Source organism: Klebsiella pneumoniae, assembly GCF_000742135.1.
Lineage (GTDB): Bacteria > Pseudomonadota > Gammaproteobacteria > Enterobacterales > Enterobacteriaceae > Klebsiella > Klebsiella pneumoniae.
The window spans coordinates 144,139-169,477 of the sequence record NZ_KN046818.1 but is presented as its reverse complement, the minus strand read 5'-3'; the positions used below and the strand labels follow the sequence as shown (position 1 = coordinate 169,477).

Annotated in this window: 24 protein-coding genes and 2 pseudogenes; 12 read left to right on the top strand and 14 right to left on the bottom strand. The window is 56.6% G+C overall.

The features are described 5' to 3' along the window. Positions 1-103: 103 nt before the first annotated feature. Positions 104-379 (bottom strand): YdgH/BhsA/McbA family protein, encoded by a 276-nt coding sequence (locus DR88_RS24065; RefSeq protein WP_002885689.1) that lies wholly within the window; start codon positions 377-379, stop codon positions 104-106. Between the two features lie 340 nt (positions 380-719). On the opposite strand from DR88_RS24065, the gene rpsF reads away from it, so the two are divergent. The 4 genes from rpsF to rplI are packed head-to-tail and all read left to right on the top strand — an operon-like array spanning position 720 to position 2,158. Beyond that, on the top strand, positions 720-1,115 hold the full coding sequence (gene rpsF, locus DR88_RS24070; RefSeq protein WP_002885691.1) for a 30S ribosomal protein S6: 396 nt from the start codon (positions 720-722) through the stop codon (positions 1,113-1,115). Positions 1,116-1,120: 5 nt separating this feature from the next. Beyond that, entirely contained in the window at positions 1,121-1,435 is a 315-nt protein-coding gene (priB, locus tag DR88_RS24075; RefSeq protein ID WP_002885722.1) for a primosomal replication protein N, read from the top strand. A gap of 4 nt (positions 1,436-1,439) precedes the next feature. Next, the gene (gene rpsR / locus DR88_RS24080; protein ID WP_000135199.1) at positions 1,440-1,667 is read left to right on the top strand and encodes a 30S ribosomal protein S18; all 228 of its coding nucleotides are present in this window, start codon (positions 1,440-1,442) and stop codon (positions 1,665-1,667) included. Positions 1,668-1,708: 41 nt separating this feature from the next. Beyond that, a complete protein-coding gene (rplI, locus tag DR88_RS0124900; RefSeq protein WP_002886682.1) occupies positions 1,709-2,158 on the top strand; it encodes a 50S ribosomal protein L9 in 450 nt (149 codons plus the stop codon). 108 nt (positions 2,159-2,266) lie between these two features. On the opposite strand, the gene DR88_RS24085 is transcribed toward rplI, so the two are convergent. Beyond that, complete coding sequence (locus DR88_RS24085; RefSeq protein ID WP_004177687.1) at positions 2,267-2,941, bottom strand: LysM-like peptidoglycan-binding domain-containing protein; 675 nt, start codon at positions 2,939-2,941, stop codon at positions 2,267-2,269. Positions 2,942-3,159: 218 nt separating this feature from the next. On the opposite strand from DR88_RS24085, the gene bamJ reads away from it, so the two are divergent. After that, positions 3,160-3,780, top strand: coding sequence for a BamJ family beta-barrel-assembly machinery protein (bamJ, locus tag DR88_RS24090; RefSeq protein WP_002886687.1), 621 nt, complete (start codon positions 3,160-3,162; stop codon positions 3,778-3,780). 304 nt (positions 3,781-4,084) lie between these two features. Next, entirely contained in the window at positions 4,085-5,488 is a 1,404-nt protein-coding gene (cycA, locus tag DR88_RS24095) for a D-serine/D-alanine/glycine transporter (protein WP_002886688.1), read from the top strand. A gap of 64 nt (positions 5,489-5,552) precedes the next feature. Here cycA and ytfE read toward each other — a convergent pair whose 3' ends face one another. The 4 genes from ytfE to DR88_RS24115 form a co-directional block, all read right to left on the bottom strand. Then, positions 5,553-6,215 (bottom strand): iron-sulfur cluster repair protein YtfE, encoded by a 663-nt coding sequence (ytfE, locus tag DR88_RS24100; RefSeq protein ID WP_020864848.1) that lies wholly within the window; start codon positions 6,213-6,215, stop codon positions 5,553-5,555. An 82-nt stretch (positions 6,216-6,297) separates the two neighbouring features. Then, entirely contained in the window at positions 6,298-7,269 is a 972-nt protein-coding gene (locus tag DR88_RS24105; RefSeq protein ID WP_025861389.1) for a DMT family transporter, read from the bottom strand. A gap of 76 nt (positions 7,270-7,345) precedes the next feature. Further along, positions 7,346-8,170, bottom strand: coding sequence for an AraC family transcriptional regulator (locus DR88_RS24110; RefSeq protein WP_032443774.1), 825 nt, complete (start codon positions 8,168-8,170; stop codon positions 7,346-7,348). 77 nt (positions 8,171-8,247) lie between these two features. Next, positions 8,248-9,096, bottom strand: coding sequence for an SDR family oxidoreductase (locus DR88_RS24115; protein WP_002886702.1), 849 nt, complete (start codon positions 9,094-9,096; stop codon positions 8,248-8,250). A gap of 89 nt (positions 9,097-9,185) precedes the next feature. Here DR88_RS24115 and DR88_RS24120 point away from each other — a divergent pair, with 89 nt between their 5' ends. Beyond that, entirely contained in the window at positions 9,186-9,557 is a 372-nt protein-coding gene (locus tag DR88_RS24120) for a winged helix-turn-helix transcriptional regulator (protein ID WP_004152015.1), read from the top strand. A gap of 54 nt (positions 9,558-9,611) precedes the next feature. Here DR88_RS24120 and cpdB read toward each other — a convergent pair. Beyond that, a pseudogene (gene cpdB, locus DR88_RS0124895) lies at positions 9,612-11,554 on the bottom strand (2',3'-cyclic-nucleotide 2'-phosphodiesterase). Positions 11,555-11,745: 191 nt separating this feature from the next. Between cpdB and cysQ the strand changes: the two are divergent. Further along, positions 11,746-12,489 (top strand): 3'(2'),5'-bisphosphate nucleotidase CysQ, encoded by a 744-nt coding sequence (gene cysQ / locus DR88_RS24125; protein WP_004177677.1) that lies wholly within the window; start codon positions 11,746-11,748, stop codon positions 12,487-12,489. On the opposite strand, the gene DR88_RS24130 is transcribed toward cysQ, so the two are convergent. Beyond that, positions 12,479-13,036: a YtfJ family protein gene (locus DR88_RS24130; protein ID WP_002886706.1), complete on the bottom strand. Its 558-nt coding sequence runs from the start codon at positions 13,034-13,036 to the stop codon at positions 12,479-12,481. The genes cysQ and DR88_RS24130 overlap by 11 nt on opposite strands. Before the next feature lie 323 nt (positions 13,037-13,359). Between DR88_RS24130 and DR88_RS24135 the strand changes: the two genes are divergently transcribed. Then, positions 13,360-13,566 carry a DUF1107 domain-containing protein gene (locus DR88_RS24135; protein WP_002886707.1) on the top strand — a complete coding sequence of 69 codons (207 nt, stop codon included), beginning with the start codon at positions 13,360-13,362 and terminating at the stop codon, positions 13,564-13,566. A 61-nt stretch (positions 13,567-13,627) separates the two neighbouring features. On the opposite strand, the pseudogene DR88_RS27525 reads toward DR88_RS24135, so the two are convergent. The 3 genes and pseudogenes from DR88_RS27525 to msrA form a co-directional block, all read right to left on the bottom strand. Next, positions 13,628-13,759, bottom strand: a pseudogene (locus DR88_RS27525) (helix-turn-helix domain-containing protein); the annotation flags it as partial. Positions 13,760-13,829: 70 nt separating this feature from the next. Beyond that, the gene (gene paeA, locus DR88_RS24140; protein WP_002886718.1) at positions 13,830-15,167 is read right to left on the bottom strand and encodes a polyamine export protein PaeA; all 1,338 of its coding nucleotides are present in this window, start codon (positions 15,165-15,167) and stop codon (positions 13,830-13,832) included. Positions 15,168-15,347: 180 nt separating this feature from the next. After that, positions 15,348-15,986, bottom strand: a complete 639-nt coding sequence (gene msrA / locus DR88_RS24145; protein WP_002886721.1) for a peptide-methionine (S)-S-oxide reductase MsrA — start codon at positions 15,984-15,986, stop codon at positions 15,348-15,350. A gap of 208 nt (positions 15,987-16,194) precedes the next feature. On the opposite strand from msrA, the gene tamA reads away from it, so the two are divergent. From tamA to DR88_RS24160, 3 genes are read left to right on the top strand one after another with little or no spacing between them, the layout of a single operon-like run. Next, the gene (tamA, locus tag DR88_RS24150; RefSeq protein ID WP_002886722.1) at positions 16,195-17,928 is read left to right on the top strand and encodes an autotransporter assembly complex protein TamA; all 1,734 of its coding nucleotides are present in this window, start codon (positions 16,195-16,197) and stop codon (positions 17,926-17,928) included. Then, entirely contained in the window at positions 17,925-21,701 is a 3,777-nt protein-coding gene (gene tamB, locus DR88_RS24155; RefSeq protein WP_004146752.1) for an autotransporter assembly complex protein TamB, read from the top strand. The genes tamA and tamB overlap by 4 nt, the downstream gene beginning before the upstream one ends. Positions 21,702-21,703: 2 nt before the next feature. After that, positions 21,704-22,048, top strand: coding sequence for a gamma-glutamylcyclotransferase family protein (locus DR88_RS24160; protein ID WP_002886724.1), 345 nt, complete (start codon positions 21,704-21,706; stop codon positions 22,046-22,048). Between the two features lie 37 nt (positions 22,049-22,085). Here DR88_RS24160 and DR88_RS24165 read toward each other — a convergent pair whose 3' ends face one another. From DR88_RS24165 to ppa, 3 genes are all read right to left on the bottom strand, one after another. After that, the gene (locus tag DR88_RS24165; protein ID WP_002886725.1) at positions 22,086-23,252 is read right to left on the bottom strand and encodes a hypothetical protein; all 1,167 of its coding nucleotides are present in this window, start codon (positions 23,250-23,252) and stop codon (positions 22,086-22,088) included. Positions 23,253-23,407: 155 nt separating this feature from the next. Further along, positions 23,408-24,595, bottom strand: a complete 1,188-nt coding sequence (locus tag DR88_RS24170; protein ID WP_004146754.1) for a hypothetical protein — start codon at positions 24,593-24,595, stop codon at positions 23,408-23,410. A gap of 74 nt (positions 24,596-24,669) precedes the next feature. After that, the gene (gene ppa, locus DR88_RS24175; RefSeq protein WP_025861382.1) at positions 24,670-25,200 is read right to left on the bottom strand and encodes an inorganic diphosphatase; all 531 of its coding nucleotides are present in this window, start codon (positions 25,198-25,200) and stop codon (positions 24,670-24,672) included. Positions 25,201-25,339: the final 139 nt, after the last annotated feature.

Here is a 25,339-nt window from a genome sequence, read left to right as displayed (position 1 = left end):
TGCGATGACGCTGGTAAGTCGGTTTGTAAAATAATTCTCAATTGCGTTTAGGCGCAGACCTCGCTTCGCCCCTCGCGAGGAGAGGCGAAGAATTGGGCAGGCGTTAGCGGTATATCACCGCGCTGGCGCGAAGCGGGCCGTTGGTTTCGGGTTCGTGCATCAGGATAGGCTGAAAGTATTTCGCCCCCTGCGCATCGCTCATCTGGCTAAGGGCCTGTTCGGCCTCGTGCTCAGTGGCCATATTGTGATTGATATAGATAACGCCGAGGCTCTGCACGTCGTCCATGTTGCGGGCCTGACGTTCGGTGATTTGGATAGCTGCCAGCGCGTTCGCGCTGAAGAAAAGCGCAGCCATCATGGCGATGATTTTCAGTTTCATATACTACGCTCCTGACTGACAGTCCTGACGCTGACTCGGGGCTCTCCTGTGGTCGTTAGGCTTTGATATAAGTGTAATCGCTGCGCGTTCATCGCATGGCGACCTTTTCTGATGCAGTTGTTCAAAAAAATGCCGCTTCCTTTATTGGTTAATTTTAAATCACCCACTTAGCCCAGCTTGGCGCTTAGTGCGAATTATTTGTGCAAATGCGCTTGTGTTCCTGAGGGGCCGCCATTAGAATGACGCGTCAATTTTTCAGCCGCCCTTTAACACGTTCCTTGCCTCCATGGGCCGCGGCTGACCCAGACAGGAGGCTGAATAATCCGTAAGGAGCAATTCGATGCGTCATTACGAAATCGTTTTTATGGTCCATCCTGACCAGAGCGAACAGGTTCCGGGCATGATCGAACGTTACACTGGTGCAATTACTGCAGCAGCAGGTACGATCCACCGTCTGGAAGACTGGGGCCGCCGTCAGCTGGCTTATCCGATCAACAAACTGCACAAAGCTCACTACGTTCTGATGAACGTTGAAGCGCCGCAGGAAGCGATCGATGAGCTGGAAACTAACTTCCGCTTCAACGACGCCGTTATCCGCAGCATGGTAATGCGTACTAAGCACGCTGTTACCGAAGCATCTCCGATGGTTAAAGCGAAAGACGAGCGCCGTGAGCGTCGCGAAGATTTCGCCAACGAAACCGCAGATGATTCTGAAGCTGGGGATTCTGAAGAGTAATCCTGATGACCAACCGTCTGGAGCTGTCCGGCATTATTTGCAGGACTCCACTTCGTAAGGTCAGCCCGTCAGGAATTCCTCACTGCCAGTTCGTGCTTGAGCATCGTTCAGTGCAGGAGGAAGCCGGTTTTCACCGGCAGGCATGGTGTCAAATGCCCGTTATTATTAGCGGTCACGAAAACCAGGCCATTACTCACAGTATAACGGTCGGTAGCGCAGTAACCGTTCGAGGGTTCATCTCTTGCCATAAGGCAAAGAACGGCTTGAGCAAAATGGTTCTGCATGCCGAGCAGATTGAATTGATAGATTCTGGAGACTAGCCATATGGCACGTTATTTCCGTCGTCGCAAGTTCTGCCGTTTCACCGCGGAAGGCGTTCAAGAGATCGACTATAAAGATATCGCTACGCTGAAAAACTACATCACCGAAAGCGGTAAGATTGTCCCGAGCCGTATCACCGGTACCCGTGCAAAATACCAGCGTCAGCTGGCTCGCGCTATCAAACGCGCTCGCTACCTGTCCCTGCTGCCGTACACTGATCGTCATCAGTAATCGGTCACGGTCCATTAATACGACTTTGAGAGGATAAGGTAATGCAAGTTATTCTGCTTGATAAAGTAGCAAACCTGGGTAGCCTGGGTGATCAGGTTAACGTTAAAGCGGGCTACGCTCGTAACTTCCTGGTCCCGCAGGGTAAAGCTGTTCCTGCTACCAAGAAAAACGTTGAATTCTTCGAAGCACGTCGTGCTGAACTGGAAGCCAAACTGGCTGACGTTCTGGCAGCAGCTGAAGCTCGTGCTGAGCAGATCAACGCCCTGGAATCCGTAACCATCGCGTCTAAAGCTGGCGACGAAGGTAAACTGTTCGGTTCCATCGGTACTCGCGACATCGCTGACGCTGTTACTGCAGCAGGCGTTAAAGTTGCTAAGAGCGAAGTTCGCCTGCCGAACGGCGTTCTGCGTAACGTTGGCGAGCACGAAGTGAACTTCCAGGTTCACAGCGAAGTATTCGCTAAAGTTATCATCAACGTGGTTGCTGAGTAATCGGCCTCTGACGTTCTGGTAACAACAAACCGCCGGCCTTGTGCCGGCGTTTTGCTTTTTAGCGCCTTTCATTTTGCGGCGGCGTAACGCTTGCTGTCGTCTTCTCTGCTATCGCGCACGCACAAAGCTGCCGTTCGACTGGCGGGTAAACAGCACCTGCTGGCCGTTGCCGGTATCGATAGTGAGCCCGGTGACCACGCCGTTGGCGTTCTGCCGAATCTGCACCGTTTGTCCGCTCTGCAAAGTACTTAGCGGCTTGCCAGCGCCTTCAACCTGCGCCATGGCGTAGACGTCAGTGGCCGGCAGCCCATGATCGCGGAACAGCTGCGCCAGGGTTTTGCCTGACTCGATGCGATAGGTCCGCCATTGCTGCTCAATACCCGGCGCGGACTGCTGTGATGAGGATTGATAAGGCTGGGTGGCGGCAGGCTGCTGCGTCTGCGCCTGATCCGGCTGCTCATCCTGAATCGGCTCCGGGGCGACCGGCGCCATCTGATCGGCGTCGCTCACGGTAGGCGTATTAGTGATCGGCGGCAGCGGAACGGCCTGATTGCCGCCAGCTTGCGGCTGGGACTGCGACTGTAGATTCAGGTTCGCTTCACGGCTGGTGGACGCCGGGCTTTGGCTATCATCGGAGGGAAGCAGAATACCGATAATAACCAACAGGAAGCCAGCGATAATTCCCCGGCGGTGCATCGGAGGCAGCGGGTCCAGGAGGCGAAAATGATCCGGGGCGTGCCAGATTTTCGCCAGGGTAGATGTCAGTTCAAAGCGCCCGGGCATGGCTTTCCTCCTGCTCCGCATATTTATATCCTGCTCATGAGTATAGATGGCTAACGTCCTGATGACCGGAACAAAGTGAAGTTAACCTGCTGCCGCCTATTGTTTCTTTTTCGCTGAGATTTGTCATCATCCGCCGACAAAGTTTTACCCATTTCGCTATGGCTGTTATGCTTTCGCACGCTTTTATCTTGATGTTTATCACCCAAAAAGGAACAACGATGGCAACCCCAACTTTTGACACTATCGAAGCGCAGGCAAGTTACGGTATCGGCTTGCAGGTTGGACAACAGCTGAGCGAATCCGGCCTGCAGGGGCTGCTGCCGGAAGCGCTGGTGGCGGGTATCGCCGATGCGCTGGAAGGTAACCAGCCGCAGGTGCCGGTGGAAGCCGTTCACCGCGCGCTGCGTGAAATCCACGAGCGTGCTGACGCTGTGCGTCGCGAGCGTTTTCAGGCCATGGCCGCTGACGGCCAAAAATACCTTGATGAAAACCGCGAGAAAGAGGGTGTGAACAGCACCGAGTCTGGTCTGCAGTTCCGCGTACTGACCCAGGGCGAAGGCCCGATCCCGGCGCGTACTGACCGCGTTCGCGTGCACTACACTGGCAAACTGATCGACGGCACCGTCTTCGACAGCTCCGTTGCTCGCGGTGAACCGGCTGAATTCCCGGTGACCGGCGTGATCGGCGGCTGGATTGAAGCGCTGACTCTGATGCCGGTAGGTTCCAAATGGGAACTGACGATCCCGCACAACCTCGCCTACGGTGAGCGCGGCGCTGGCGCATCGATTCCTCCGTTCAGCACCCTGATCTTCGAAGTTGAACTGCTGGACATTATCTAAACAGCAGCGGCTTCCTCTTCCCCGCGGCAGGGGAAGCCATAAAAATAGCGTAAAATCCTTAAGTTAAAAATTAATTGGAATTATGTTTTGCATTCATCACGTATGGGTGTATTTTTGTGAGCTATTTCGCGTTAGATGAGTGATATAACACTCACTTTAAACATAAAATTAACATTATATCTAAATCATAGTATTCATCCCTCCGATTCTTACCTAATATCGACTAGCCCTTGCTGGGGTTAATGACAGACGACGGGCCATCAGAGCCTGAACAACACAGACAGGTACAACAGGAAGAAATCACATGGTAGATCAGGTTAAAGTCGCTGCTGTCGAGCAGGAGCCGACTGAACAATCGCTACGGCGAAATCTCACAAACCGACATATTCAGCTGATCGCGATTGGCGGAGCGATCGGCACCGGGTTATTTATGGGTTCTGGCAAAACCATCAGCCTTGCCGGACCATCCATTATTTTTGTTTATATGATTATCGGTTTTATGCTGTTTTTCGTGATGCGTGCCATGGGCGAATTACTGCTGTCGAACCTCGAATATAAATCCTTTAGTGACTTCGCGGCCGATCTGCTGGGGCCGTGGGCGGGCTACTTTACCGGCTGGACCTACTGGTTCTGCTGGGTAGTGACCGGAATGGCGGACGTTGTCGCCATCACCGCCTACGCGCAGTTCTGGTTTCCCGGACTCTCCGACTGGGTCGCCTCGCTGGCGGTGATCCTGCTGCTGCTGGGCCTGAACCTGGCCACCGTCAAAATGTTTGGCGAAATGGAGTTCTGGTTCGCGATGATCAAAATCGTCGCCATCGTGGCGCTGATCGTCGTCGGCCTGGTGATGGTGATGATGCATTTCAAATCGCCGACCGGTGTCGAAGCCTCTTTCGCCCATCTGTGGAATGACGGCGGCTGGTTCCCGAAAGGGCTGAGCGGCTTCTTTGCCGGCTTCCAGATTGCGGTGTTTGCCTTCGTGGGGATTGAGCTGGTGGGGACCACTGCCGCTGAAACCAAAGACCCGGAAAAATCCCTGCCACGGGCGATTAACTCCATCCCGCTGCGTATCATTATGTTCTACGTCTTCGCGCTGATTGTGATTATGTCGGTGACGCCGTGGAGCTCCGTGGTGCCGAGCAAGAGCCCGTTCGTTGAGCTGTTCGTGCTGGTCGGCCTGCCGGCGGCGGCGAGCCTGATTAACTTTGTGGTGTTGACCTCCGCGGCCTCCTCGGCCAACAGCGGCGTGTTCTCTACCAGCCGTATGCTGTTCGGTCTGGCGCAGGATGGTCAGGCGCCGAAGATGTTCGCCAAGCTGTCGAAGCGTGCGGTGCCGGCGAAGGGCTTAACCTTCTCCTGCATGTGCCTGCTGGGCGGGGTGGTGATGCTGATGGTCAACCCGAGCGTGATTGCTGCGTTCACCATGATCACCACGGTGTCGGCGATCCTGTTTATGTTCGTCTGGACCATCATCCTTTGCTCTTACCTGGCGTATCGTAAAAACCGCCCTCAGCTGCATGAAAAATCGAGCTACAAGATGCCGTTGGGTAAAGTGATGTGCTGGGTGTGCATGGCCTTCTTCGTCTTTGTGCTGGTGCTGTTGACCCTGGAAGACGATACCCGTGAAGCGCTGATGGTCACCCCGCTGTGGTTTGTGCTGCTCGGCGCGGGCTGGCTGTTTGCCGGCAAAAAACGTCTGGCGAAATAAAAAAGGCCACCCGGAGTGGCCAAATAAGACGGACAATGTCGAGGGCGCCTGCGGGCGCCTTTTTTTACTTCCCGCCGAGGGCGCGCGGAAACAGTACGTTATTTTCCAGACTGATGTGCTCCATCAGATCGTCAATCATCGCGTTGATACCGTTATACATCGCCTTCCAGGTGGTGCAGGCTTCCGGCGGCGGCGTCACGTTATGGGTGATGTGCTTAATGACTTCCAGCAGTTCGCCCGCTTCATCATGCTCGCTTTCCATCACGCTGATCGGGCCTCCGGCCTGGGCGCCCATTCCCTGTTTGATCATCGGGAACAGGATCTGCTCCTCTTTCATCATGTGGCTGGAGAGTTCCTGATGCAGCATGGTCAGGTATTTGGTCAGCCCTTTTGGCACGTTCGGTTTATCGGCATGCACACGTTCAACCTTGGTGGCCTGCAGGATCAGCTCCGGCAGCTGTTCACGGTGCCGCTCGTGATAGCGAACAATAATATGGTCGATAATCTCCGGGAGGGGCGCCGCGCGCCAGTCGCGGGAGAGAGGCTGCTCGGCCAGTTTCGCCAGCTCGGCTTCAATCACCGCGACATCCAGCGCTTTGCGCGATGCGGCCCGCGCCAGGGTCTGTTTGCCGCCGCAGCAGTAATCCATATCGTATTGACGGAACAGGGCGGAGGCGCGCGGGATGGTCAGCGCCAGCTCGCCTAAAGGTTGGTCACGGAAAGCCATAGCAGTTACCTCGTCATCAGGAATATAAGATGCATTTTAAATGCATCTTTGTGGCGAGGGAATACCCCTTAAGGAGGCGAGGCTACTTTTTTTCGTCCGCCAGCGGCTGCAGCATCGGTTTTTCCGGTCTGGCGCGTACGGCGGAGACCACGCCGAGCACCAGCAGCAGGATCCCGCTCAGGGTCAGCAGCGGCGGTAAACTTTGCCGCAGCAGGAAGGTATACAGCAGCCCGGCCAGGGTTTCGAAGACGATTAGCGGCCCGAGGATCACCGTCGGCAACCGCTGGCTGGCAATATTCCAGCACAGCGCGCCGACCCATGAACAGAGCACCGCGATGGCCAGCATCAGCGTAATAAACACCGCCGGGCGCGGGCCGAAGGGCAGGGGAAACCCGGCCTGTTGGCCGTGCAGCCAGGCGCAGGCGGTGAGGTAACCGGCCAGCGAAACAGGAAGCGTCACCAGCGCCTGGGCGGTAGCCCACATCATCGGCGGCTGATGGGGATTTTCCCGCAGCCAGCGGGCGTTGCGCAGGGCATACCAGGCCCAGCAGACCACCGATCCCAGCGCCAGCGCAATGCCGGAGCCGTAGCGCCATGGGCTAAAATTCGGCAGCCCCTGACGCAGTTCCGCAACGTTAACGCAGATCAGGCCCACGGCGATGCAGATCAGCGCCGGAAACAGGCGCCGCCACGGCAGCTTCCCGTCGCGCTGGCTGTAGAGCAGATTGGCGAACACCGGCAATACCACCGGCAGCGTGCCGATAATCATGGTGGAGACCGGCGCTCCGGTGCGCTGAATGGCGCTGACCAGGCAGACGTAATAGATAAGATTTCCCATCATCGTCAGGCCCAGCGCGGTCCACCAGTCGTTGCGGCTCAGCTGGCGCAAACGCGCGCGCCCGAGCCACGCCAGCGGCAGGGCGATCAGGCCCAGCGCCAGATAGCGCCCCATCGACTGCAGCATCGCCGGGTACTCTGGCACCAGCAGAGGCCCGACAAAAATTAATCCCCACATCAGCCCCGCCAGCAGGGCGTACAGCACACCACTAATCATCATTGCATCCGTTTTCATCACTGTTGGTCTGCAGTGTAGAAGGGGGCCGGGCAGGAATATTGTATGAGATTGCGCATTAGCGCCTGGCGACCTGCTTCTGATAGCGCACCGGCGTAATGCCGTAACGCAGGGTGAAGGCGCGGGTCAGGTGGGACTGGTCGGTGAGGCCGACGGCTATCGCCACTTCGGCGGCGGGCATGCCGTGGGTGAGGAACGCTTTGGCGCGCCACAGACGGATGGCCATCAGCATCTGATGGGGCGTTACGTGATAGTGGGCTTTAAACTGGCGCTGAAAGTGGTACGGGCTCAGCGCCGCCACCTGCGCCAGCTCGTCGAGGGTGATGGGACGCATATAGTTATCGTGCAGGTAGTCGCGCACGCGGTCAAAGCGATGCCCGGCCTCACCTTGCGCAGAGGCATGGTGGGCCAGAGGGCGGAAGGCGTCGATGAGGTCGAGCAGCAGTCCCTGCTGGGCCAGCGGATCGTCGCTATGCCACAGACCATAAATCAGCTGGCCAATCTGTCGGGAACGTAGAGGATCCTCGCGGACCACCTCGCTGAACCACCAGTCTCGCACCCCGGTGATGGCTTCAAGACGGTCCGGCTCCAGATAAATCATCCGGTAGCGCCAGCCGTCGGCGGTTTCCGCTTCGCCGGTGTGCAGCTCGTCGGGATTCATGGTGACAATGGAGTTTGCGGCGGCAATATGCTGACTGCCGCGGTAGCGAAAGCGCTCCGCGCCTTGCTCAATCACGCCGATGCCGAAGGCTTCGTGGGTATGGGGTTCAAAGGCGTAGCGGGATATATGGGCGTGGTAAAGCTCCACCCCGGGCAACTGTTCGAGATGGCGAAAGCGCGCGCGGTCTTTTTCATCACTAAATTGGAGTGGTACGCCCTGCATGCCTGCCTCCCGACGGTTATCCCTTCAATATGGGAGAGGAACCGCCGGGACGCAACCGCAAAAGCTGAGAGGGGCGGTTACAGAATGCCTTTCACGCTTTCAGCAAGGGAGGTGGTCGGGCGGCCGATCAGCGTACTCAGGGTGCGGCTGTCGTCAAACAGTCCGCCTTTCGACGCGCCGACATCGGAATCCGCCAGCATATCGGCAAGCCCGGCCGGCAGGCCGACGCTTTTCAGCGCGGCGGCGAAATCGGCTTCGCTGAGGTTCTGGTAGACCACGTTTTTCCCGCTTTGCTTGCTCAGCTCGGCAGCCAGGTCGCTCAGCGTCCAGGCGTTATCACCCGCCAGTTCGTAAATTTTGCCTTCATGACCCTCACTGGCGATAACGCGGGCGGCAGCGGCGGCATAATCCGCGCGGGTGGCGGAGGCGATTTTACCCTCGCCGGCGGCGCCGATAAACACGCCATGCTCCAGCGCCGGCGGCGCGCTGGCCAGATAGTTTTCGGTATACCAGCCGTTACGCAGCAGGGCGTAAGCGATACCAGAGTCGGCCAGCATCTGCTCGGTTTCGATATGCTCTGCGGCCAGACCCAGCGGCGAAGTGTCGGCATGCAGCAGGCTGGTATACGCGATGAATTTCACTCCGGCGGCTTTGGCGGCGTTAATGACGTTGCGGTGCTGTACAGCACGCTGGCCGACTTCGCTGGAGGAGATTAACAGCAGTTTATCCACGCCCTGCAGCGCGGCGGTCAGCGCCGCTTCGTCGCTGTAGTCGGCCTGGCGGACAACCACGCCCTGCTGGCTGAGCGCCTGGGCTTTGGCCGGGTTGCGGACAATCGCCACAATCTGGCTGGCAGGGACGGTGTTAAGCAGGTCTTGCAGAACGTAGTGGCCAAGCTGGCCGGTGGCACCGGTAAGAGCGATCATGGGTCTTCTCCTTCGTGTTTATTGGCAGTTGTGGTAAGCTACCACCTTAACTAACTTTTAGTAAGTACGTACAAAAAGGTAAGTGTGAAATGGCCGAACCGACGCTGAGCGAGAAATTGCGCACCGGCAATTTGTTTGCGGAACAGTGCCCGTCGCGCGATGTGCTTAAACATGTCACCAGCCGCTGGGGCGTGTTGATTCTGGTGGCGCTGCGCGAGGGAACCCACCGTTTCAGCGATCTGCGCCGTAAGATGGGCGGGGTCAGCGAAAAGATGCTGGCGCAGTCGCTGCAGGCGCTGGAGCAGGATGGTTTTATCGACCGCGTCTCTTATCCGGTGGTGCCCCCGCACGTTGAATATAGCCTGACGCCGCTCGGCCTGCAGGTGAGCGAGAAGGTGGCCGCCCTGGCGGACTGGATCGAGGTTAATCTGCCCTCGGTGCTGGCTAACCACGGGGAGTGAAAATGTATCACTCCCTGTAGCCCCGGTAAGCGCAGCGCCACCGGGGAACAGGCATTACTTGCTCAAATCCAGCTGATAAATGGCGAAGCCGATATCATCGGTGGCCACCTGGCGCATTGGATACTGCGCTTTCTCTTTGATAAACGCCGCGGCTTTGTCGCCAGGCGAGGTCTCAAAACGAATATCCAACGGCGTGTTGCTGTGGATCGGCGCCAGACGCCAGTTGTTATCCGCCGCCGGATGGATCGCGCCTTCCTTCTTCGATTGCGCGCCAATCCATGCCGCCAGCACCGAACGGTTTTCATCCGGTGAGGCGAAGGCGATATGGCTCTCACCGGTGCCGGCGAATTTGCCGCCGTAAGCGCGATAGTTATTGGTCGCGACCAGGAAAGTAGCCTGCGGATCAACCGGTTTTCCATTGAAGGTCAGGTGCTTAATACGCTCTGCCTGCGGATGGATCATCTGACATTCGCCGTCGTAGCGGGCCGGCTGAGTGACGTCGATCTGGTAGTTCACCCCGTCAATGACGTCGAAGTTGTAGGTGCGGAAGCCGTCCCAGTTGATCAGCGACTGCGGCTTGCTGCTGGCGGGATCGATCTGGTTAAACTGTCCGGCAGAGCATTCCAGCCACTCCTTAACCTCTTTCCCGCTGACCTTCATCACCACCAGGGTGTTGGGGTAGAGATAGAGGTCGGCGGCATTGCGGAAGGTGAGCTGGCCTTTCTCCACTTCGACAAAGCTCGCCGGATCGTTTTTACGCCCGCCGACTTTAAACGGCGCGGCGGCGGAGAGCACCGGCAGCTTCGCCAGATCCGGGTCGCCCTGAATATAATGTTCTACGTAGGCTTTCTGCGCCATGTTGACCACCTGCACCGTCGGGTCGTCCTGCACCAGCGCCAGATAGCTGTACATGTTGTCGGCGGACTTGCCGATCGGCTTGCTGACGAATTCGCGAGTGGCGTCATGATCGGCTTTCAGCACCGCCACCAGCTTGGCATCTTCGGCCGCCAGTGATTTCTTCGCCACCGCGTCATAGATTGGCCGCGCTTCCGCTTTACTCTGAGTTACCTGCCATTTACCGCTGTCGTTATTTAGCACCAGATCGACCACCCCGAGATGATCGCCCCACATTCCCGGCATCACCGCCGGTACGCCGTTTAGCGTCCCTTTGGCGATATCCGCGCCTTTGATGTTGGCGAAGTCTTTACCCGGGAACACCGCGTGGGCATGGCCGAACATAATGGCGTCCACGCCGGGCACCTGGCTTAAGTAGTAAACCGAATTCTCGGCCATCGCCTGATACGGGTCGGCGGAGAGGCCGGAGTGAGCGACCACTACCACCACATCAGCCCTTTCGCCCGCATCTCCGGGATATATTTGCGCGCGGTTTCGGTAATGTCATTGACCGTCACCTTGCCGTTAAGATTAGCTTTATCCCAGGTCATGATCTGCGGCGGCACAAAGCCGATATAGCCGATGCGCAGGGTGTGGATTTGACCGTCGCTGTCCACGACCCGGGTATCCTGGATCAGGTACGGCGTAAACATCGGTTTTCCGGTTTTGGCATCGATGATATTGGCGTTCACGTAGGGGAACTTCGCCCCGGCCAGCGCCTTGTGCAGGAAGTCGAGACCGTAATTGAACTCATGGTTGCCCAGATTGCCGACGGCGTAATTCAGGGTGTTCATCGCCTTATACACCGGATGTACATCGCCCTCTTTGAGCCCTTTTGCCGCCATATAGTCGCCTAACGGGCTCCCCTGGATCACATCCCCGTTATCCACCAGCACGCTGTTTTTAACTTCTGCCCGCGCCTGTTCGATCAGGCTGGCGGTACGCACCAGGCCGAATTTCTCCGTGGCGGCATCTTTGTAATAGTCGAAGTCCATCATATTGCTGTGCAGATCGGTGGTTTCCATGATCCGCAGGTCGACCGTCGCGGCGTTGACGCTGGCGGCGATCAGCGTGGCCAGGAGCGTTGCGCTAAACTTAATCATCAGAGGCGTCCTTTTTTATGAGCGATAGCACAGAAGAAAATGTATTTATATTCTGTTGCTTACAGAAATGTGAATCTTGCCAGAAAAGCGGGCAGAGAAACCGCCATCGTTATCACAGATAGCGGAACTCGCGGTGATGCGATATAAATAAAACAACGAGTTAACGCCACTGTAACCAGACGAGGTGGAGAATGTTAGAACAAGTATGTCAGCTTGCACGGAATGCGGGCGATGCCATCATGGAAGTCTACGATGGAAACCAGCCGATCAACGTCGCCAGCAAGAAAGATGATTCTCCGGTCACGGCGGCGGATATCGCAGCGCATAAAGTCATTGTCAGCGGCCTGCAGGCGCTGGATCCGGATACCCCGATCCTCTCCGAGGAGGACCCGCCGGCGTGGGAAGTGCGCCAGCACTGGCAGCGCTACTGGCTGGTCGACCCGCTGGACGGCACCAAAGAGTTTATTAAGCGTAACGGCGAATTCACCGTCAATATCGCGCTGATTGAAAACGGCAAGCCGACGCTGGGGGTTGTCTATGCGCCGGTGATGAAGGTGATGTACAGCGCGCAAAATGGCAAAGCCTGGAAAGAAGAGTGCGGCGTACGCAAGCAGATCCAGGTCCGCGATGCCCGTCCGCCGCTGGTGGTGATTAGCCGCTCCCATAGCAACGATCCGGAGCTGCAGGAGTACCTTGAGCAACTGGGCGAACACCAGACCACCTCAATCGGTTCGTCGCTGAAATTCTGCCTGGTGGCGGAAGGTCAGGCCCAGCTCTATCCGCGCTTCGGGCCGACCAGCACCTGGGACACCGCCGCCGGCCATGCGGTCGCGGTGGCCGCCGGGGCGCATGTTCACGACTGGCAGGGGAAAACCCTCGACTACACGCCGCGTGAATCCTTCCTCAACCCCGGCTTCCGGGTCTCTATTTATTAAGCAATTTATGCAGCAGGTCGATCACCTGCTGCACCTCTTGTTGGGTGAGGGCGCCGTCTTTAGCCCACTGCACACGCCCGTTCTTATCCAGCACCACGATCGCTGAGCTCTTCTCGTCCAGCTGCCAGGCTTTCCGCACCAGGCCGTTGCTGTCGACGATAAATTGCGACCATGGGAAGAGCTTTTTATTACTTTCAATGCTGTTGCGTACAAACATCCCGGTGCCCGGGATGGCGTCGTCAGTGTTTACAATGGTGGTGGTCTGATAGCGATCGTGCGGGAAGCCCGCCGCTTTAATCGCCTCGATCAGATTGGCATTCTTCTCTTTTGCTGACGAGCGTCCGGCGATGTGCTGGACCACGCGCACTTTTCCCGCCAGCTGGGCGCTATTCCAGTTTTTATAGCTAAACTTATCCTTATCCAGAATAAGCTCTCCCCGATCCGCGACGCCAACGGGCGCCACGCGCTGGCCGTCGACGAAGTTATGCGCTGTGGCCAGCAGCGGGAGAAGCAGTAACGAGGCGGCCAGTATGCTACGTAGGGTCATGCGCAATCCTTAATCTTTTTTATGCAGGTGATCCGACCACTTGGTCTCGTTTAATCATAAGTGCGATTGACGGTGATTACCCGCAATGAGGATGCCAGTTTGCGTGTTGACGCACAAATTAGTCGTAAAACGGCGACTTATACTTACTTCATCGTATGTCTGAAACGAAAATTCTGAATTATTGTCATCAAAGGGTAAATAAACTTATACATACTGGGTCCCTCTGAGATTCTGGACTATAGTTTTAGGGCATTAAAATTTGCGCTCCCAAGACGTGGGCTAACTGTGGCACCACAAGAGCGTAACCCTGGCAGGAGAGAAGAATGAAAATTTTCCAACGCTACAATCCGCTGCAAGTGGCGAAGTACGTGAAGATCCTGTTTCGTGGACGGTTGTACATCAAGGACGTTGGCGCATTTGAATTTGATAAGGGCAAAATCCTTATCCCGAAGGTCAAGGACAAGCTGCATCTGTCAGTGATGTCCGAAGTCAATCGTCAGGTGTTGCGTCTGCAAACTGAGATGGCATAACCTGGCACGTAGCAGTACGTAGTAGGTAAAAGACGGCTCCCGATGGGAGCCGTTGATGTTTTTAGCCCTTCATTTCCGCATAGCGTTTGCGATATTCGCCCGGTGGGATGCCGTTATGTTTACGAAACAAGCGGGTGAAATAGACCGGATCGCTGTAGCCCACCGATAAAGCAATTTTGTTAAGTGGGAGTGTGGGATAACCATTTGGGCCATAAAAATAGGGCGGATGGTCATCCGCCCTTAGGAGAGAGAAAAGATTACGCTCAGGCGTTCTGGCTTTCCGCCGTTTCCGCCTGCTTCGGCACCAGCACCGTTGGCTTGTTATCGATGCGGGTCACCAGCAGCTGGTCGATACGGTAGTTATCGATATCCACGACCTCAAACTTATAGCCGGAGAACTTCACCGCGTCGGTGCGTTTGGGGATTTTACGCAGCATAAACATCATAAAGCCGCCGATGGTCTCGTAATTCCCGGACTGCGGGAACTCGTCGATATCCAGCACGCGCATCACGTCATCAATCGGCGTACCGCCATCGATCAGCCACGAGTTTTCATCGCGGGCGACGATCTGCTCTTCCAGCCCCTGGCCGACGAGGTCGCCCATCAGGGTGGTCATCACGTCGTTGAGAGTGATGATCCCGACCACCAGCGCGTATTCATTCATGATCACCGCGAAGTCTTCCCCGGCGGTTTTGAAGCTTTCCAGCGCTTCCGACAGGGTCAGGGTGTCCGGCACGATCAACGTGTTGCGGATCTGTACGCCGCCGGTCAGCACCAGGCTCTGGTTCGCCAGCACGCGGTTCAGCAGATCTTTTGAATCGACGTAACCGATAATGTGGTCGATATCTTCATTACAGACGAGGAACTTCGAGTGCGGATGTTCGGCCACTTTATTCTTCAGGCTCTGCTCGTCTTCGTGCAAATCAAACCAAATGACGCTTTCACGCGGGGTCATGGAGGAAGGAACGGTGCGGGACTCCAGCTCGAACACGTTCTCAATTAGCTCATGCTCCTGCTTGCGCAGCACCCCGGCCAGCGCGCCGGCCTCGACCACGGCATAGATATCATCGGAAGTGATATCGTCTTTCCGCACCATCGGCAGTTTGAAGATGCGGAAGATCATGTTGGCCATGCCGTTAAACAACCACACCAGCGGGCGGAAGACTAACAGGCAGAAGCGCATCGGGTTGATGATGCGCAGGGCCACTGTTTCGGGCGCAATCATACCGATGCGTTTCGGAGTCAGGTCAGCAAACAGGATGAACAAGCTGGTGACCAGGGTAAAAGAGATGATGAAGCTCAGCTGCTCGGAGAGCTCCGGTGACAAATACCCGCTGAGCAGGCTATGAAACGCCGGTGAGAAAGCCGCGTCGCCCACAATACCGCCAAGAATGGCGACGGCGTTGAGGCCAATCTGCACGACGGTAAAGAAGGTGCCCGGGTTCTCCTGCATCTTCAGCACCCGCTGTGCGTTGACGTTGCCTTCATCGGCCAGCAGTTTCAGTTTGATTTTACGTGAGGCTGCCAGTGAAATTTCCGATATCGAAAAAAACGCACTGACGGCTATCAGACAGAGTATTACTAAAATACTGTTTAACATATCTTTTCTGACCGTTGAGGCCAGATCCTCGGAAGGGAAGTTGATAACTCAAATGTGGAATACATAAAAAACCGGTCCGAAGGCGCTGGACCGGCTGTCACACTGGCTAGTATAGCGTAAGGGAATGTAAAGCCGCCAGAGCGTTCATTGACCGCCTCGCTGTTGAGGCGGAAATCAGAATTACGCCTGAGGCGGCAGGCAGACGCCAATGCCGCCGATGCCGCAATAGCCGTGCGGGTTTTTATACAGATACTGCTGGTGATCGTCCTCGGCATAGTAGAACGGTTTGGCGGTGGCGATCTCGGTGGTGATGTGACGGGTATCGTGCGCGTCGTTCATCGCCGCCTGGAAGCGGGCGAGGCTGGCCTTTGCCGCCTCCGTCTGTTCCGGGGTCAGCGGGTAAATCGCCGAGCGGTACTGGGTGCCGTGGTCGTTACCCTGTCGCATACCCTGCGCCGGATCGTGGTTTTCCCAGAACACCTGCAATAACTGCTCATAGCTAATCACCTGCGGATCATAAACCACGCGTACCGCTTCCGCGTGACCGGTCTGGCCGCTGCACACTTCGCGATAGGTCGGATTGGGCGTATAGCCGCCAGTGTAACCTGCGGCGGTGCTGTAAACCCCCGGCAATTGCCAGAACAGGCGCTCAACTCCCCAGAAGCAGCCCATGGCGAACAGCGCCACTTCCATCCCCGCCGGGACGTTGGTCATCGAGTGGCCGTTAACTGCGTGGAGCGTCGCCACTGGCATGGGGGTATTGCGTCCAGGCAGCGCATCCGCCTGGGCGACAAGATGCGTTTTATCAAATAGACTCACGGTTGGCCTCTCAATACAGAAATCGTCGTTAAGGTTGTAACGAAGCGTGTCTTTTAACACAATAAATACGCGTAATACGTCTAGATTAATACATAAGAATTATTTGGGTTATTGCCACTTTTTCAACCCTATGTTGTTAGGGTTTTGTTAAGCCGTGGAGCGGCGCCAGTGTTTCCTGTAGAGGAAACAGGGATATTCAGGAGAAAATGTGCTAAAAATCCGCCAGTTATGTGTCACCAGCCTTTTGCTGGTCAGCGGGGTCGCCAGCGCAGCGAATGTGCGTTTGCAGGTTGAGGGATTATCCGGGGAGCTGGAGAAAAACGTTCGCGCCCAGCTTTCCACCATCCAGAGCGATGAAGTCACGCCGGATCGTCGCTTTCGCGCGCGCGTCGATGACGCCATTCGCGAAGGTCTGAAAGCGCTGGGTTATTACGAGCCGACGATTGAATTTGATTTGCGTCCGCCGCCGAAAAGGGGACGTCAGGTGCTGATCGCCAAAGTGACCCCGGGAGAACCGGTGCGCATTGGCGGAACCGAGGTGATTCTGCGCGGCGGCGCCCGCACCGATAGCGACTACCTGGCGCTGCTGAAAACGCGCCCGGCCATCGGGACGGTGCTCAACCACGGGGATTACGACGGCTTCAAGAGCTCGCTGACCCGCGTCGCCCTGCGCAAAGGCTACTTTGACAGCGAGTTTCTTAAGAGCCAGCTCGGGGTCTCCCTCGACCGTCATCAGGCGTTCTGGGATATCGATTACGACAGCGGCGAACGCTATCGCTTTGGCCACGTCACTTTCTCTGGCTCGCAAATCCGCGATGAATACCTGCAAAACCTCGTGCCGTTTAAAGAGGGCGACTACTACACCTCGCAGGATCTGGCCGAGCTAAACCGCCGCCTGGCGGCGACCGGCTGGTTCAGTTCGGTGGTGGTGGCGCCTGATTTTGCTAAGTCGCGGAAAACCAAGGTGCTGCCTCTGCAGGGCGTTGTCTCGCCTCGCAAAGAGAACACCGTGGAAACTGGGGTCGGCTATTCCACAGACGTCGGTCCGCGGGTGAAAGCCACGTGGAAAAAACCATGGGTAAACTCGTATGGCCACAGCCTGACCTCCAGCGTCAGCCTCTCCGCCCCGGAGCAGCAGTTCGACTTTACCTATAAAGTCCCACTGCTGAAGAGCCCCCTTGAACAGTATTATCTGATGCAGGGCGGTTTTAAGCGTACCGACCTCAATGATACCCAGGCCGACTCTACCACCCTGGGGGTCTCGCGTTTCTGGGAGATGTCGAGCGGCTGGCAGCGAGCGATTAACCTGCGCTGGAGCCTGGATCACTTTACCCAGGCGAACGTCACCAACACCACCATGCTGATTTATCCTGGGGTCTCGGTGAACCGCACTCGCTCCCGCGGCGGCCTGATGCCTACCTGGGGCGATTCCCAGCGCTACTCGGTGGACTACTCCAACACCATGTGGGGCTCGGACATCAACTTCATCGTGATGCAGGCCCAGGACGTCTGGATCCGTACCCTCTATGACCGCCACCGCTTTGTGGTGCGCGGCAACCTTGGCTGGATCGAAGCGGACAACTTTGACAAGGTGCCGCCGGATCTGCGTTTTTTCGCCGGGGGCGATCGCAGTATTCGCGGCTATAAATACAAATCTATCTCGCCGAAGGACGATGACGGCAAGCTGATCGGGGCCTCGAAGCTGGCGACTGGCTCGCTGGAGTATCAGTACAACGTCAGTGGTAAATGGTGGGGCGCCGTGTTTGTAGATAGCGGCGAAGCGGTCAGCGATATTCGCGAGAGCGATTTCAAAACCGGCGCCGGGGTGGGCGTGCGCTGGCAGTCGCCGGTGGGGCCGATCAAGCTGGATATCGCCCGGCCGATCGGCGACAAAGAAGAGCATGGTTTACAGTTTTACATCGGTCTGGGGCCTGAATTATGAGTTTATGGAAGAAGATAAGCCTCGGCGTCTTAATCGTGTTGGTGCTCCTGCTGGGAACCGTCGGGTTCCTGGTGGGGACCACCACCGGCTTGCATCTGGTGTTCAAGGCGGCGGATCGCTGGGTACCGGGGCTGGAAATCGGCAAAGTGACCGGTGGCTGGCGTGATTTAACCCTCGATAATGTTCGCTACGAACAGCCCGGCGTGGCGGTGACCGCCGGTCAGTTTCACCTCAGCGTCAGGTTGCGCTGCCTGTGGGACAGCAGCCTGTGCGTAAACGACATCGCGCTGCGCGATATTTATGTCGCCGTCGATACCAAGAAGATGCCGCCCTCAGCGCCGGTCGAGGAAGAGGACAGCGGGCCGCTGAATCTCTCCACTCCTTATCCGATCACCCTCAGCCGCGTCGCGCTGCATAACGTCAACGTTAAAATCGATGATACCGCGGTCTCCGTACGCGATTTTTCCACCGGCCTGGACTGGCAGGAGAAAAATCTGACCCTGACGCCGACCTCGCTGCAGGGGCTGCTGATCGCCCTGCCTAAGGTGGCGAAAGTGGCGCAGGAGCAGGTGGTTGATCCGAAAATTGACAACCCGCAGCCGCAGGAAAAACCGCTCGGCGAGACGATGACCGACCTCTTCTCGCAGCCGGTGCTGCCGGCGATGACCGATGTCCATCTGCCGCTGAACCTCAATATTCAGGCGTTCCGCGGCGAGCAGCTGCGCCTGACCGGCGATACCGATATCACCGTGTATAACCTGCTGCTGAAAGTCAGCAGTATTGACGGCCAGATGAAGCTCGACGCCCTTGATATCGACTCCGATCAGGGCAAGGTCAGCGCCTCGGGCAGCGCGCAGCTGCAGGATAACTGGCCGGTGGACATTACCCTCGCCGGAACCCTGAACGTCGACCCGATGAAAGGGGAGAAGGTGCAGCTGAAGGTGGGCGGCGAAGTGCGTAAAACGCTCAAAGTCGGAGTGGACTTAAGCGGGCCGGTCGCGGCCACGCTGCGCGCGGATGCGCAGCTGGCGGAGGCCGGGCTGCCGCTCAATATGGAGCTGAAGAGTAAGCAGCTCGCCTGGCCGTTCAGCGGCGAGAAGCAGTTCCAGGCCGACGATGTCCAGCTGAAGTTCAGCGGCAAAATGACCGACTATGCGCTGGCCTTCTCCACCGCGGTGAAAGGTCAATCGCTGCCGCCGGCGAAAATCGCCCTCAACGCCAAAGGCAATGAACGGCAGATCAATCTCGACAAGCTGACGGTCAACGCCCTGGAAGGGAAAACCGAGCTGAAGGCGCTGCTCGACTGGCAGCAGGCGATCAGCTGGCGCGGCGAGCTGACCCTCGACGGCATCAACACCGCCAAAGAGGTGCCGGACTGGCCGTCGAAGCTTAACGGCCGGATCAAGACCCAGGGCAGCCTGTACGGCGGCAGCTGGCAGATGTCGGTGCCGGAGCTGAAAATTACCGGCAACGTGAAGCAGAACAAAGTGGATGTGGCGGGCTCGCTGCAGGGTAACAGCTATCTGCAGTGGAAAATCCCGGGACTGCATCTGGCGTTAGGCCCGAACAGCGCTGATATCAAAGGCGAGCTGGGGGTGAAGGATCTTAATCTCGACGCCACCATCGATGCGCCGCACCTGGATAATGCGCTGCCGGGGCTCGGCGGGACGGCGAAGGGCTTGGTAAAAGTGCGCGGCACTGTCGATGCGCCGCAGCTGCTGGCCGACATCACCGCCCGGGCGCTGCGCTGGCAGGAGCTGACCATCGCCCAGGTCAACGTCAAAGGGGATGTGAAATCCACCGATCAGATTGGCGGTAACCTGGACGTGCGGGTGGATCGCATCAGCCAGCCGGGGGTCAATATCAGCCTGGTGCAGCTCAATGCCAAAGGTACAGAGAAACAGCATGAGCTGCGGCTACGCGTGCAGGGCGATCCGGTTTCCGGCCAGCTGGCGCTGGCAGGCAGCTTCGATCGTCAGGCCGAACGCTGGAAGGGCTCGCTGAGCGATACCCGCTTCCAGACGCCGGTGGGGCCGGTAGCGCTGACGCGCAGCATTGCGCTGGACTATCGCAATCTGGAGCAGAAAATCAGCATCGGGCCACACTGCTGGACCAACCCGAACGCCGAGCTCTGCGTGCCTGAAACCATTGACGCGGGCGCCAGCGGACGGGCGCGGGTGAATCTCAACCGCTTCGATCTGGCGATGCTCAAGCCGTTTATGCCGGAGGCGACCCAGGCCAGCGGCGTGTTTACCGGTAATGCCGATGTGAGCTGGGACACCACCAAAGAGGGACTGCCGCAGGGCAAAGTGACCCTCAGCGGGCGCAACGTCAAGGTGACCCAGGTCGTCAACGACGCGCCGTTGCCGGTGGCGTTCGATACGCTGAACCTCAGCGCCGACCTGCACAACAATCGCGCCGAGCTGGGCTGGCTTATCCGCCTGACCAACAATGGTCAACTGGATGGGCAAGTGCAGGTTACCGACCCGCAGGGGCGGCGTAATCTCGGCGGCAACGTCAATATCAGCAACTTCTCGCTGGCGATGATCAACCCGATTTTCGCTCGTGGTGAAAAGGCAGAGGGAAGGCTCAACACCCGTCTGCGTCTGGGCGGCAATGTGAAAAGTCCGCAGCTGTTCGGCCAGATGCAGCTGAGCGGGGTGGATATCGACGGCAACTTTATGCCGTTTGATATGCAGCCGAGCCAGCTGGCGATGAACTTCAACGGCACGCGCTCGACCCTGCAGGGGACGGTGAACACCCGCCAGGGGCAAATCGCCCTCAGCGGTAACGCCGACTGGACGCAGATCGATAACTGGCGGGCGCAAATTGCGGCGAAAGGCAGCCGGGTGCGGATCACGGTGCCGCCGATGGTGCGTCTCGATGTATCGCCGGATGTGGTGTTTACCGCCACGCCAAGCCTGTTCAATCTCGACGGCAAAGTGGATGTGCCCTGGGCGCGGATCGTGGTCAACGAGGTGCCGGAGAGCGCGGTCGGCGTCTCCTCTGATGAAGTGATGCTGGATAAAAACCTCAAGCCGATTAAGCAGCAGAGCGCCAGCATCCCGATCAACAGCAACCTGACCATTCACGTCGGCAACAACGTTCGTCTGGAAGCCTTCGGCCTGAAAGCGCGTCTGACCGGTGATTTGAAAGTGGCGCAGGACAAGCAGGGGCTGGGCCTCAACGGGCAGATTAATATTCCGGACGGCCGTTTCCACGCCTATGGTCAGGACTTGATTGTCCGCAAAGGGGAGCTGCTGTTCTCCGGCCCGCCGGATCAGCCGTTGCTGAATATCGAAGCGATTCGTAACCCGGATGCCACCGAAGACGATGTGATCGCCGGCGTTCGCGTCACCGGCTCCGCCGATCAGCCGAAAGCGGAGATCTTCTCTGATCCGGTTATGTCCCAGCAGGAAGCGCTGTCTTATCTGCTGCGCGGCCAGGGTTTGAGTAGTGGTCAGAGCGATAGCGCCGCGATGACCTCAATGCTTATTGGTATGGGGGTTGCACAAAGTGGTCAGGTTGTGGGTAAAATCGGCGAGACGTTTGGCGTAAGCAACTTGGCGTTGGACACCGAAGGGGTAGGCGATTCTTCCCAGGTGGTGGTCAGCGGCTATGTACTGCCGGGTCTGCAGGTAAAATACGGGGTCGGTATCTTCGATTCCCTGGCGACGCTGACTTTACGTTATCGCCTGATGCCTAAGCTATATGTGGAAGCGGTGTCTGGCATCGACCAGGCGCTCGATTTGCTCTATCAGTTTGAGTTTTAGCAATGCGAATATTTGTTTACGGCAGTTTACGACGCAAACAAGGCAACAGCCACTGGATGACCAACGCCCAGTGGCTGGGCGCTCATAGTGTCGACGATTATCAGCTGTACAGCCTGGGCCACTATCCAGGCGCGGTGCCCGGCGAAGGCACAGTACATGGTGAAGTTTATCGTATTGATGCATCGACGCTGGCCGAACTGGATGCGCTGCGCACCAAGGGGGGCGAGTATGCGCGCCACCTGATTCAGACGCCTTACGGCAGCGCATGGATGTATGTCTATCAACGTTCCGTTGAGGGTTGTACGTTGATAGCGAACGGCAACTGGTTGGATCGCGACCAGTATTAACCACGACAGCGCCACCTTCGGGTGGCGTTGTTTTTTATTACTTCAGTTCCCATGGCGTCATTCTGGCGCCCTGACGTCTGGCATAACGTAATATGGCCTGATGTACCTTCACTCTACCGGCCACCCGACGTGACAGGGGATGGGCAATCATACGGACAAACTCCATCACTATTAACAGCAGGTTAATCGGGAGCAGGGTGCCTGTCAGCCTGGTAAGCATTTCACGATAAAATGGCCAACTGCCCAGATTAAGCATGGGGTCGTGCAGTTTGATGGTGAGCGTAAAAAACATCACTATGAGTACGAGGCCGTACGCGATTTTATAAATTGATGCCATCTGCTGATTGCCGGGATGAAAGGGGCTATTTTTTAAATAAACACTGCCATCACTGACATTGTATAACGCCTGAAGATCATCGTATCCATGCCGGCGTGCGGCGATAACCCAGTCCCCATCGGCAAGAAATGGCGGGCGACAACGATTATTCAGGGCATCGCTCAGCCAGGTCAAGCGCGCTGAAAAAAACGAGTGACGAGTCGCCAGCTGAAAACAGGCGCCTTCTTTGATAAAATAAGGCCTTACCCTCGTAGCGAACCATATTTGATAATAACTATTCAGAATCACGCCTTCTTCAAGCGCAAATTCTTTTGGCAGCGCTATCTCGTTGTTGGCCGATGGTGGATGCCTTTCAGAAGTAGCGGGTAGAATTTCCAGACGCTGACAGAATGAAATATCGCCTTGCTTCGTTCGCTGCATTTTCGCATTGAGAACACGTAACCTGAGTGAGAAATTGCAAGAGCAAAAAGAGAAGATGCCGAAGGGATTCACCAACATTGTGATAAAACATAATAATAAAAAAATATCCAACCATGGAGCACAAGCGAGAATGATCAAGCAAACAAAAAAGACCAAGCCGACAGGTCGAAGAAGCTTTTTAATACTCAGCGGCTGCCGGGAAGGTTCGAGCAAAATGTGGCCATCGCTTAACCAGTGGATCCAGTAACTGCCATCCTTTAGGCGGCAAGTGCCGATATGTAGCGGCTGGCCGAGCCTCAGACGGTCAAAAAGCGAGGGGTCTTTAAAATGGCGTTTATCGGTATAAAAGGCATGCTCGCCTGCAATGAGGCGTAAATAGCTTTGCTCTTCCGAGGCGGCAGTGGTGAAGCCGGTAAAATTCACGGTGAAATAATGGGTCTGTTTCACAAGGTTCCTTCCTTGATGAAATGATGGTGTTTTACGTATCACGCGTTGCCGACCCACTCCTTACCAGAGCGGGAGATGATCCTTCGCCAGCCACATCGCGGAAGCCAGCGTCGTCAGCGCGAGGAATAATAATCGTCGTGTTGGGGTACTGAACATTACATGATCTCCTCGAGCGCGGTATGGCGGGCCGCTCCCTGCAGGTAGTGCCGCATCGCCGAGCGCATCTTCATCCAGTCAGCCACCCGGTGTGACAATAACCAGGCCGTCGGGCCAATCAGCTCCAGTACCGCCAGGATCCCGCCGAAACTGAGTAATAATAGGGACAGCATGTCCAGTGAATCCTGAATTAACCACCCAAATCCCCCGGCTGGTTTGTATGGGTTATTTAGCGACATGCCGAGTATGAGGAGGTACATCACCAGCACCATGCCATAAAACAGGTTATAGACTAGCGACATTTGCCGGTCACCGGGATAACAGGGATGATTTTTCAGAAAAGCGCACCCGTCGCTGACGTTGTATAACGCCTGGACGTCGTTATCTTTCCGTTGGTAGACGACGACTATCCGATCGCCGATAGCGAGAAAGGGCGGTTGACGGCGGTAAAAAAAGGGATGCAGGCCGAAGTTGGCGAAGCCGTTCTGCCAGAAGAAGGCCAGCGGCGCCGTGTCGCATTGTATCCCAACGCCATGGTATTCCCGCGTTGGGTTCCCCGCGAACCATTTCTTAAAAATGATATTGCTAATTTTTCCCGTCCGGACGGCATAGCGTTCCGGCAGGGCTTGCGTAAAAGGCTTCGCCGACTGGCGGAGGGTTTGCGCCGTAGTCGGTAGCGGCTGGCAAAAGGAAAAGTCGCGGCGGCGGGCCTGCGCCATCTTCGCCAACAGATCGCGCATGGCGGGGTGCATTTTTAGCGCCCGGTGGAACAGTAGCTCGCAGAGGCCGGTTAACAACGCGATGAAGGCCATTATCGCGATAATGCCGAAGCCGAACCTTCCCCATTCTGAGGTGCTCATCATGAGCGGGATAAGAGCGACGATGAGCGTCAGCAGGCTGATAATCAGCAGCGGCCGGGCCCAGCGCTTTACCCGTTGACTGGGCTCAAGGAGCGTTTCGCCATCGCTGAGCCAGTGGATCCAGTAACTGCCGTTGTCCAGGCGGCGGACGCCAAGGTGCAGAGGCTGATTGATCGTCAGGCGGTCAAAAAGCGAGGGGTCGTTAAAATAGCGTTTATCGGTATAAAAGACATGGTCGCCGGCGATAAGACGCAGATACCCCTGTTTTTCACAGGCGGCGGTCGTGAAGCCAGAAAAGTTAAGGGTGAAATAGCGAACGCTTTTCACGGGACACCCTCCATGGTGTTATCGCGGCAATCCGTGCCGCAATCAGGCAGGGGATGACCCTGCCTGAGACAGAATTACTTCTGCTTAGCGCGCTCGAAAGAGGCAACGATTTCGGCTTTCGCCGCTTCCGCGTTGTCCCAACCGTCGACTTTAACCCACTTGCCTTTTTCCAGATCTTTGTAGTGCTCAAAGAAATGAGTGATCTGGGCTTTCAGCAGTTCCGGCAGATCGTTCACATCGTTGATGTGATCGTATTCTTTGCTCAGCTTGGTGTGCGGTACGGCAACCAGTTTCGCATCTTCACCAGATTCGTCGGTCATCTTCAGAACGCCAACCGGACGGCAGCGGATCACGGAGCCCGGCTGCAGCGGGTACGGAGTCGGGACCAGCACGTCAACCGGGTCGCCGTCCAGGGACAGGGTGTGGTTGATGTAGCCGTAGTTGCACGGATAGAACATTGCCGTGGACATGAAACGGTCAACGAACAGTGCACCGCTCTCTTTGTTGACTTCGTATTTGATAGGATCTGCGTTCGCCGGGATTTCGATCACGACGTAGATGTCTTCCGGCAGATCTTTGCCCGCAGGTACGTTGAGTAAGCTCATGTCTGTTTCCTTTAAAATGTATGGCAAACAAGTGCTCGGTATTATAGCCAACTCACATCGAAAGTCTTCGCTTCTTTTTCCCGATATCGCCGCAGAGTGCTCCGAATTTTTCGCGTAATAATGACATGAAAATCCATAA

Coding starts and splice junctions, on each gene's coding strand:
- DR88_RS24065 (WP_002885689.1), bottom strand. CDS start 379: ATGAAACTGAAAATCATCGCCATGATGGCTGCGCTTTTCTTCAGCGCG.
- rpsF (WP_002885691.1), top strand. CDS start 720: ATGCGTCATTACGAAATCGTTTTTATGGTCCATCCTGACCAGAGCGAA.
- priB (WP_002885722.1), top strand. CDS start 1,121: ATGACCAACCGTCTGGAGCTGTCCGGCATTATTTGCAGGACTCCACTT.
- rpsR (WP_000135199.1), top strand. CDS start 1,440: ATGGCACGTTATTTCCGTCGTCGCAAGTTCTGCCGTTTCACCGCGGAA.
- rplI (WP_002886682.1), top strand. CDS start 1,709: ATGCAAGTTATTCTGCTTGATAAAGTAGCAAACCTGGGTAGCCTGGGT.
- DR88_RS24085 (WP_004177687.1), bottom strand. CDS start 2,941: ATGCCCGGGCGCTTTGAACTGACATCTACCCTGGCGAAAATCTGGCAC.
- bamJ (WP_002886687.1), top strand. CDS start 3,160: ATGGCAACCCCAACTTTTGACACTATCGAAGCGCAGGCAAGTTACGGT.
- cycA (WP_002886688.1), top strand. CDS start 4,085: ATGGTAGATCAGGTTAAAGTCGCTGCTGTCGAGCAGGAGCCGACTGAA.
- ytfE (WP_020864848.1), bottom strand. CDS start 6,215: ATGGCTTTCCGTGACCAACCTTTAGGCGAGCTGGCGCTGACCATCCCG.
- DR88_RS24105 (WP_025861389.1), bottom strand. CDS start 7,269: ATGATTAGTGGTGTGCTGTACGCCCTGCTGGCGGGGCTGATGTGGGGA.
- DR88_RS24110 (WP_032443774.1), bottom strand. CDS start 8,170: ATGCAGGGCGTACCACTCCAATTTAGTGATGAAAAAGACCGCGCGCGC.
- DR88_RS24115 (WP_002886702.1), bottom strand. CDS start 9,096: ATGATCGCTCTTACCGGTGCCACCGGCCAGCTTGGCCACTACGTTCTG.
- DR88_RS24120 (WP_004152015.1), top strand. CDS start 9,186: ATGGCCGAACCGACGCTGAGCGAGAAATTGCGCACCGGCAATTTGTTT.
- cysQ (WP_004177677.1), top strand. CDS start 11,746: ATGTTAGAACAAGTATGTCAGCTTGCACGGAATGCGGGCGATGCCATC.
- DR88_RS24130 (WP_002886706.1), bottom strand. CDS start 13,036: ATGACCCTACGTAGCATACTGGCCGCCTCGTTACTGCTTCTCCCGCTG.
- DR88_RS24135 (WP_002886707.1), top strand. CDS start 13,360: ATGAAAATTTTCCAACGCTACAATCCGCTGCAAGTGGCGAAGTACGTG.
- paeA (WP_002886718.1), bottom strand. CDS start 15,167: ATGTTAAACAGTATTTTAGTAATACTCTGTCTGATAGCCGTCAGTGCG.
- tamB (WP_004146752.1), top strand. CDS start 17,925: ATGAGTTTATGGAAGAAGATAAGCCTCGGCGTCTTAATCGTGTTGGTG.
- DR88_RS24160 (WP_002886724.1), top strand. CDS start 21,704: ATGCGAATATTTGTTTACGGCAGTTTACGACGCAAACAAGGCAACAGC.
- ppa (WP_025861382.1), bottom strand. CDS start 25,200: ATGAGCTTACTCAACGTACCTGCGGGCAAAGATCTGCCGGAAGACATC.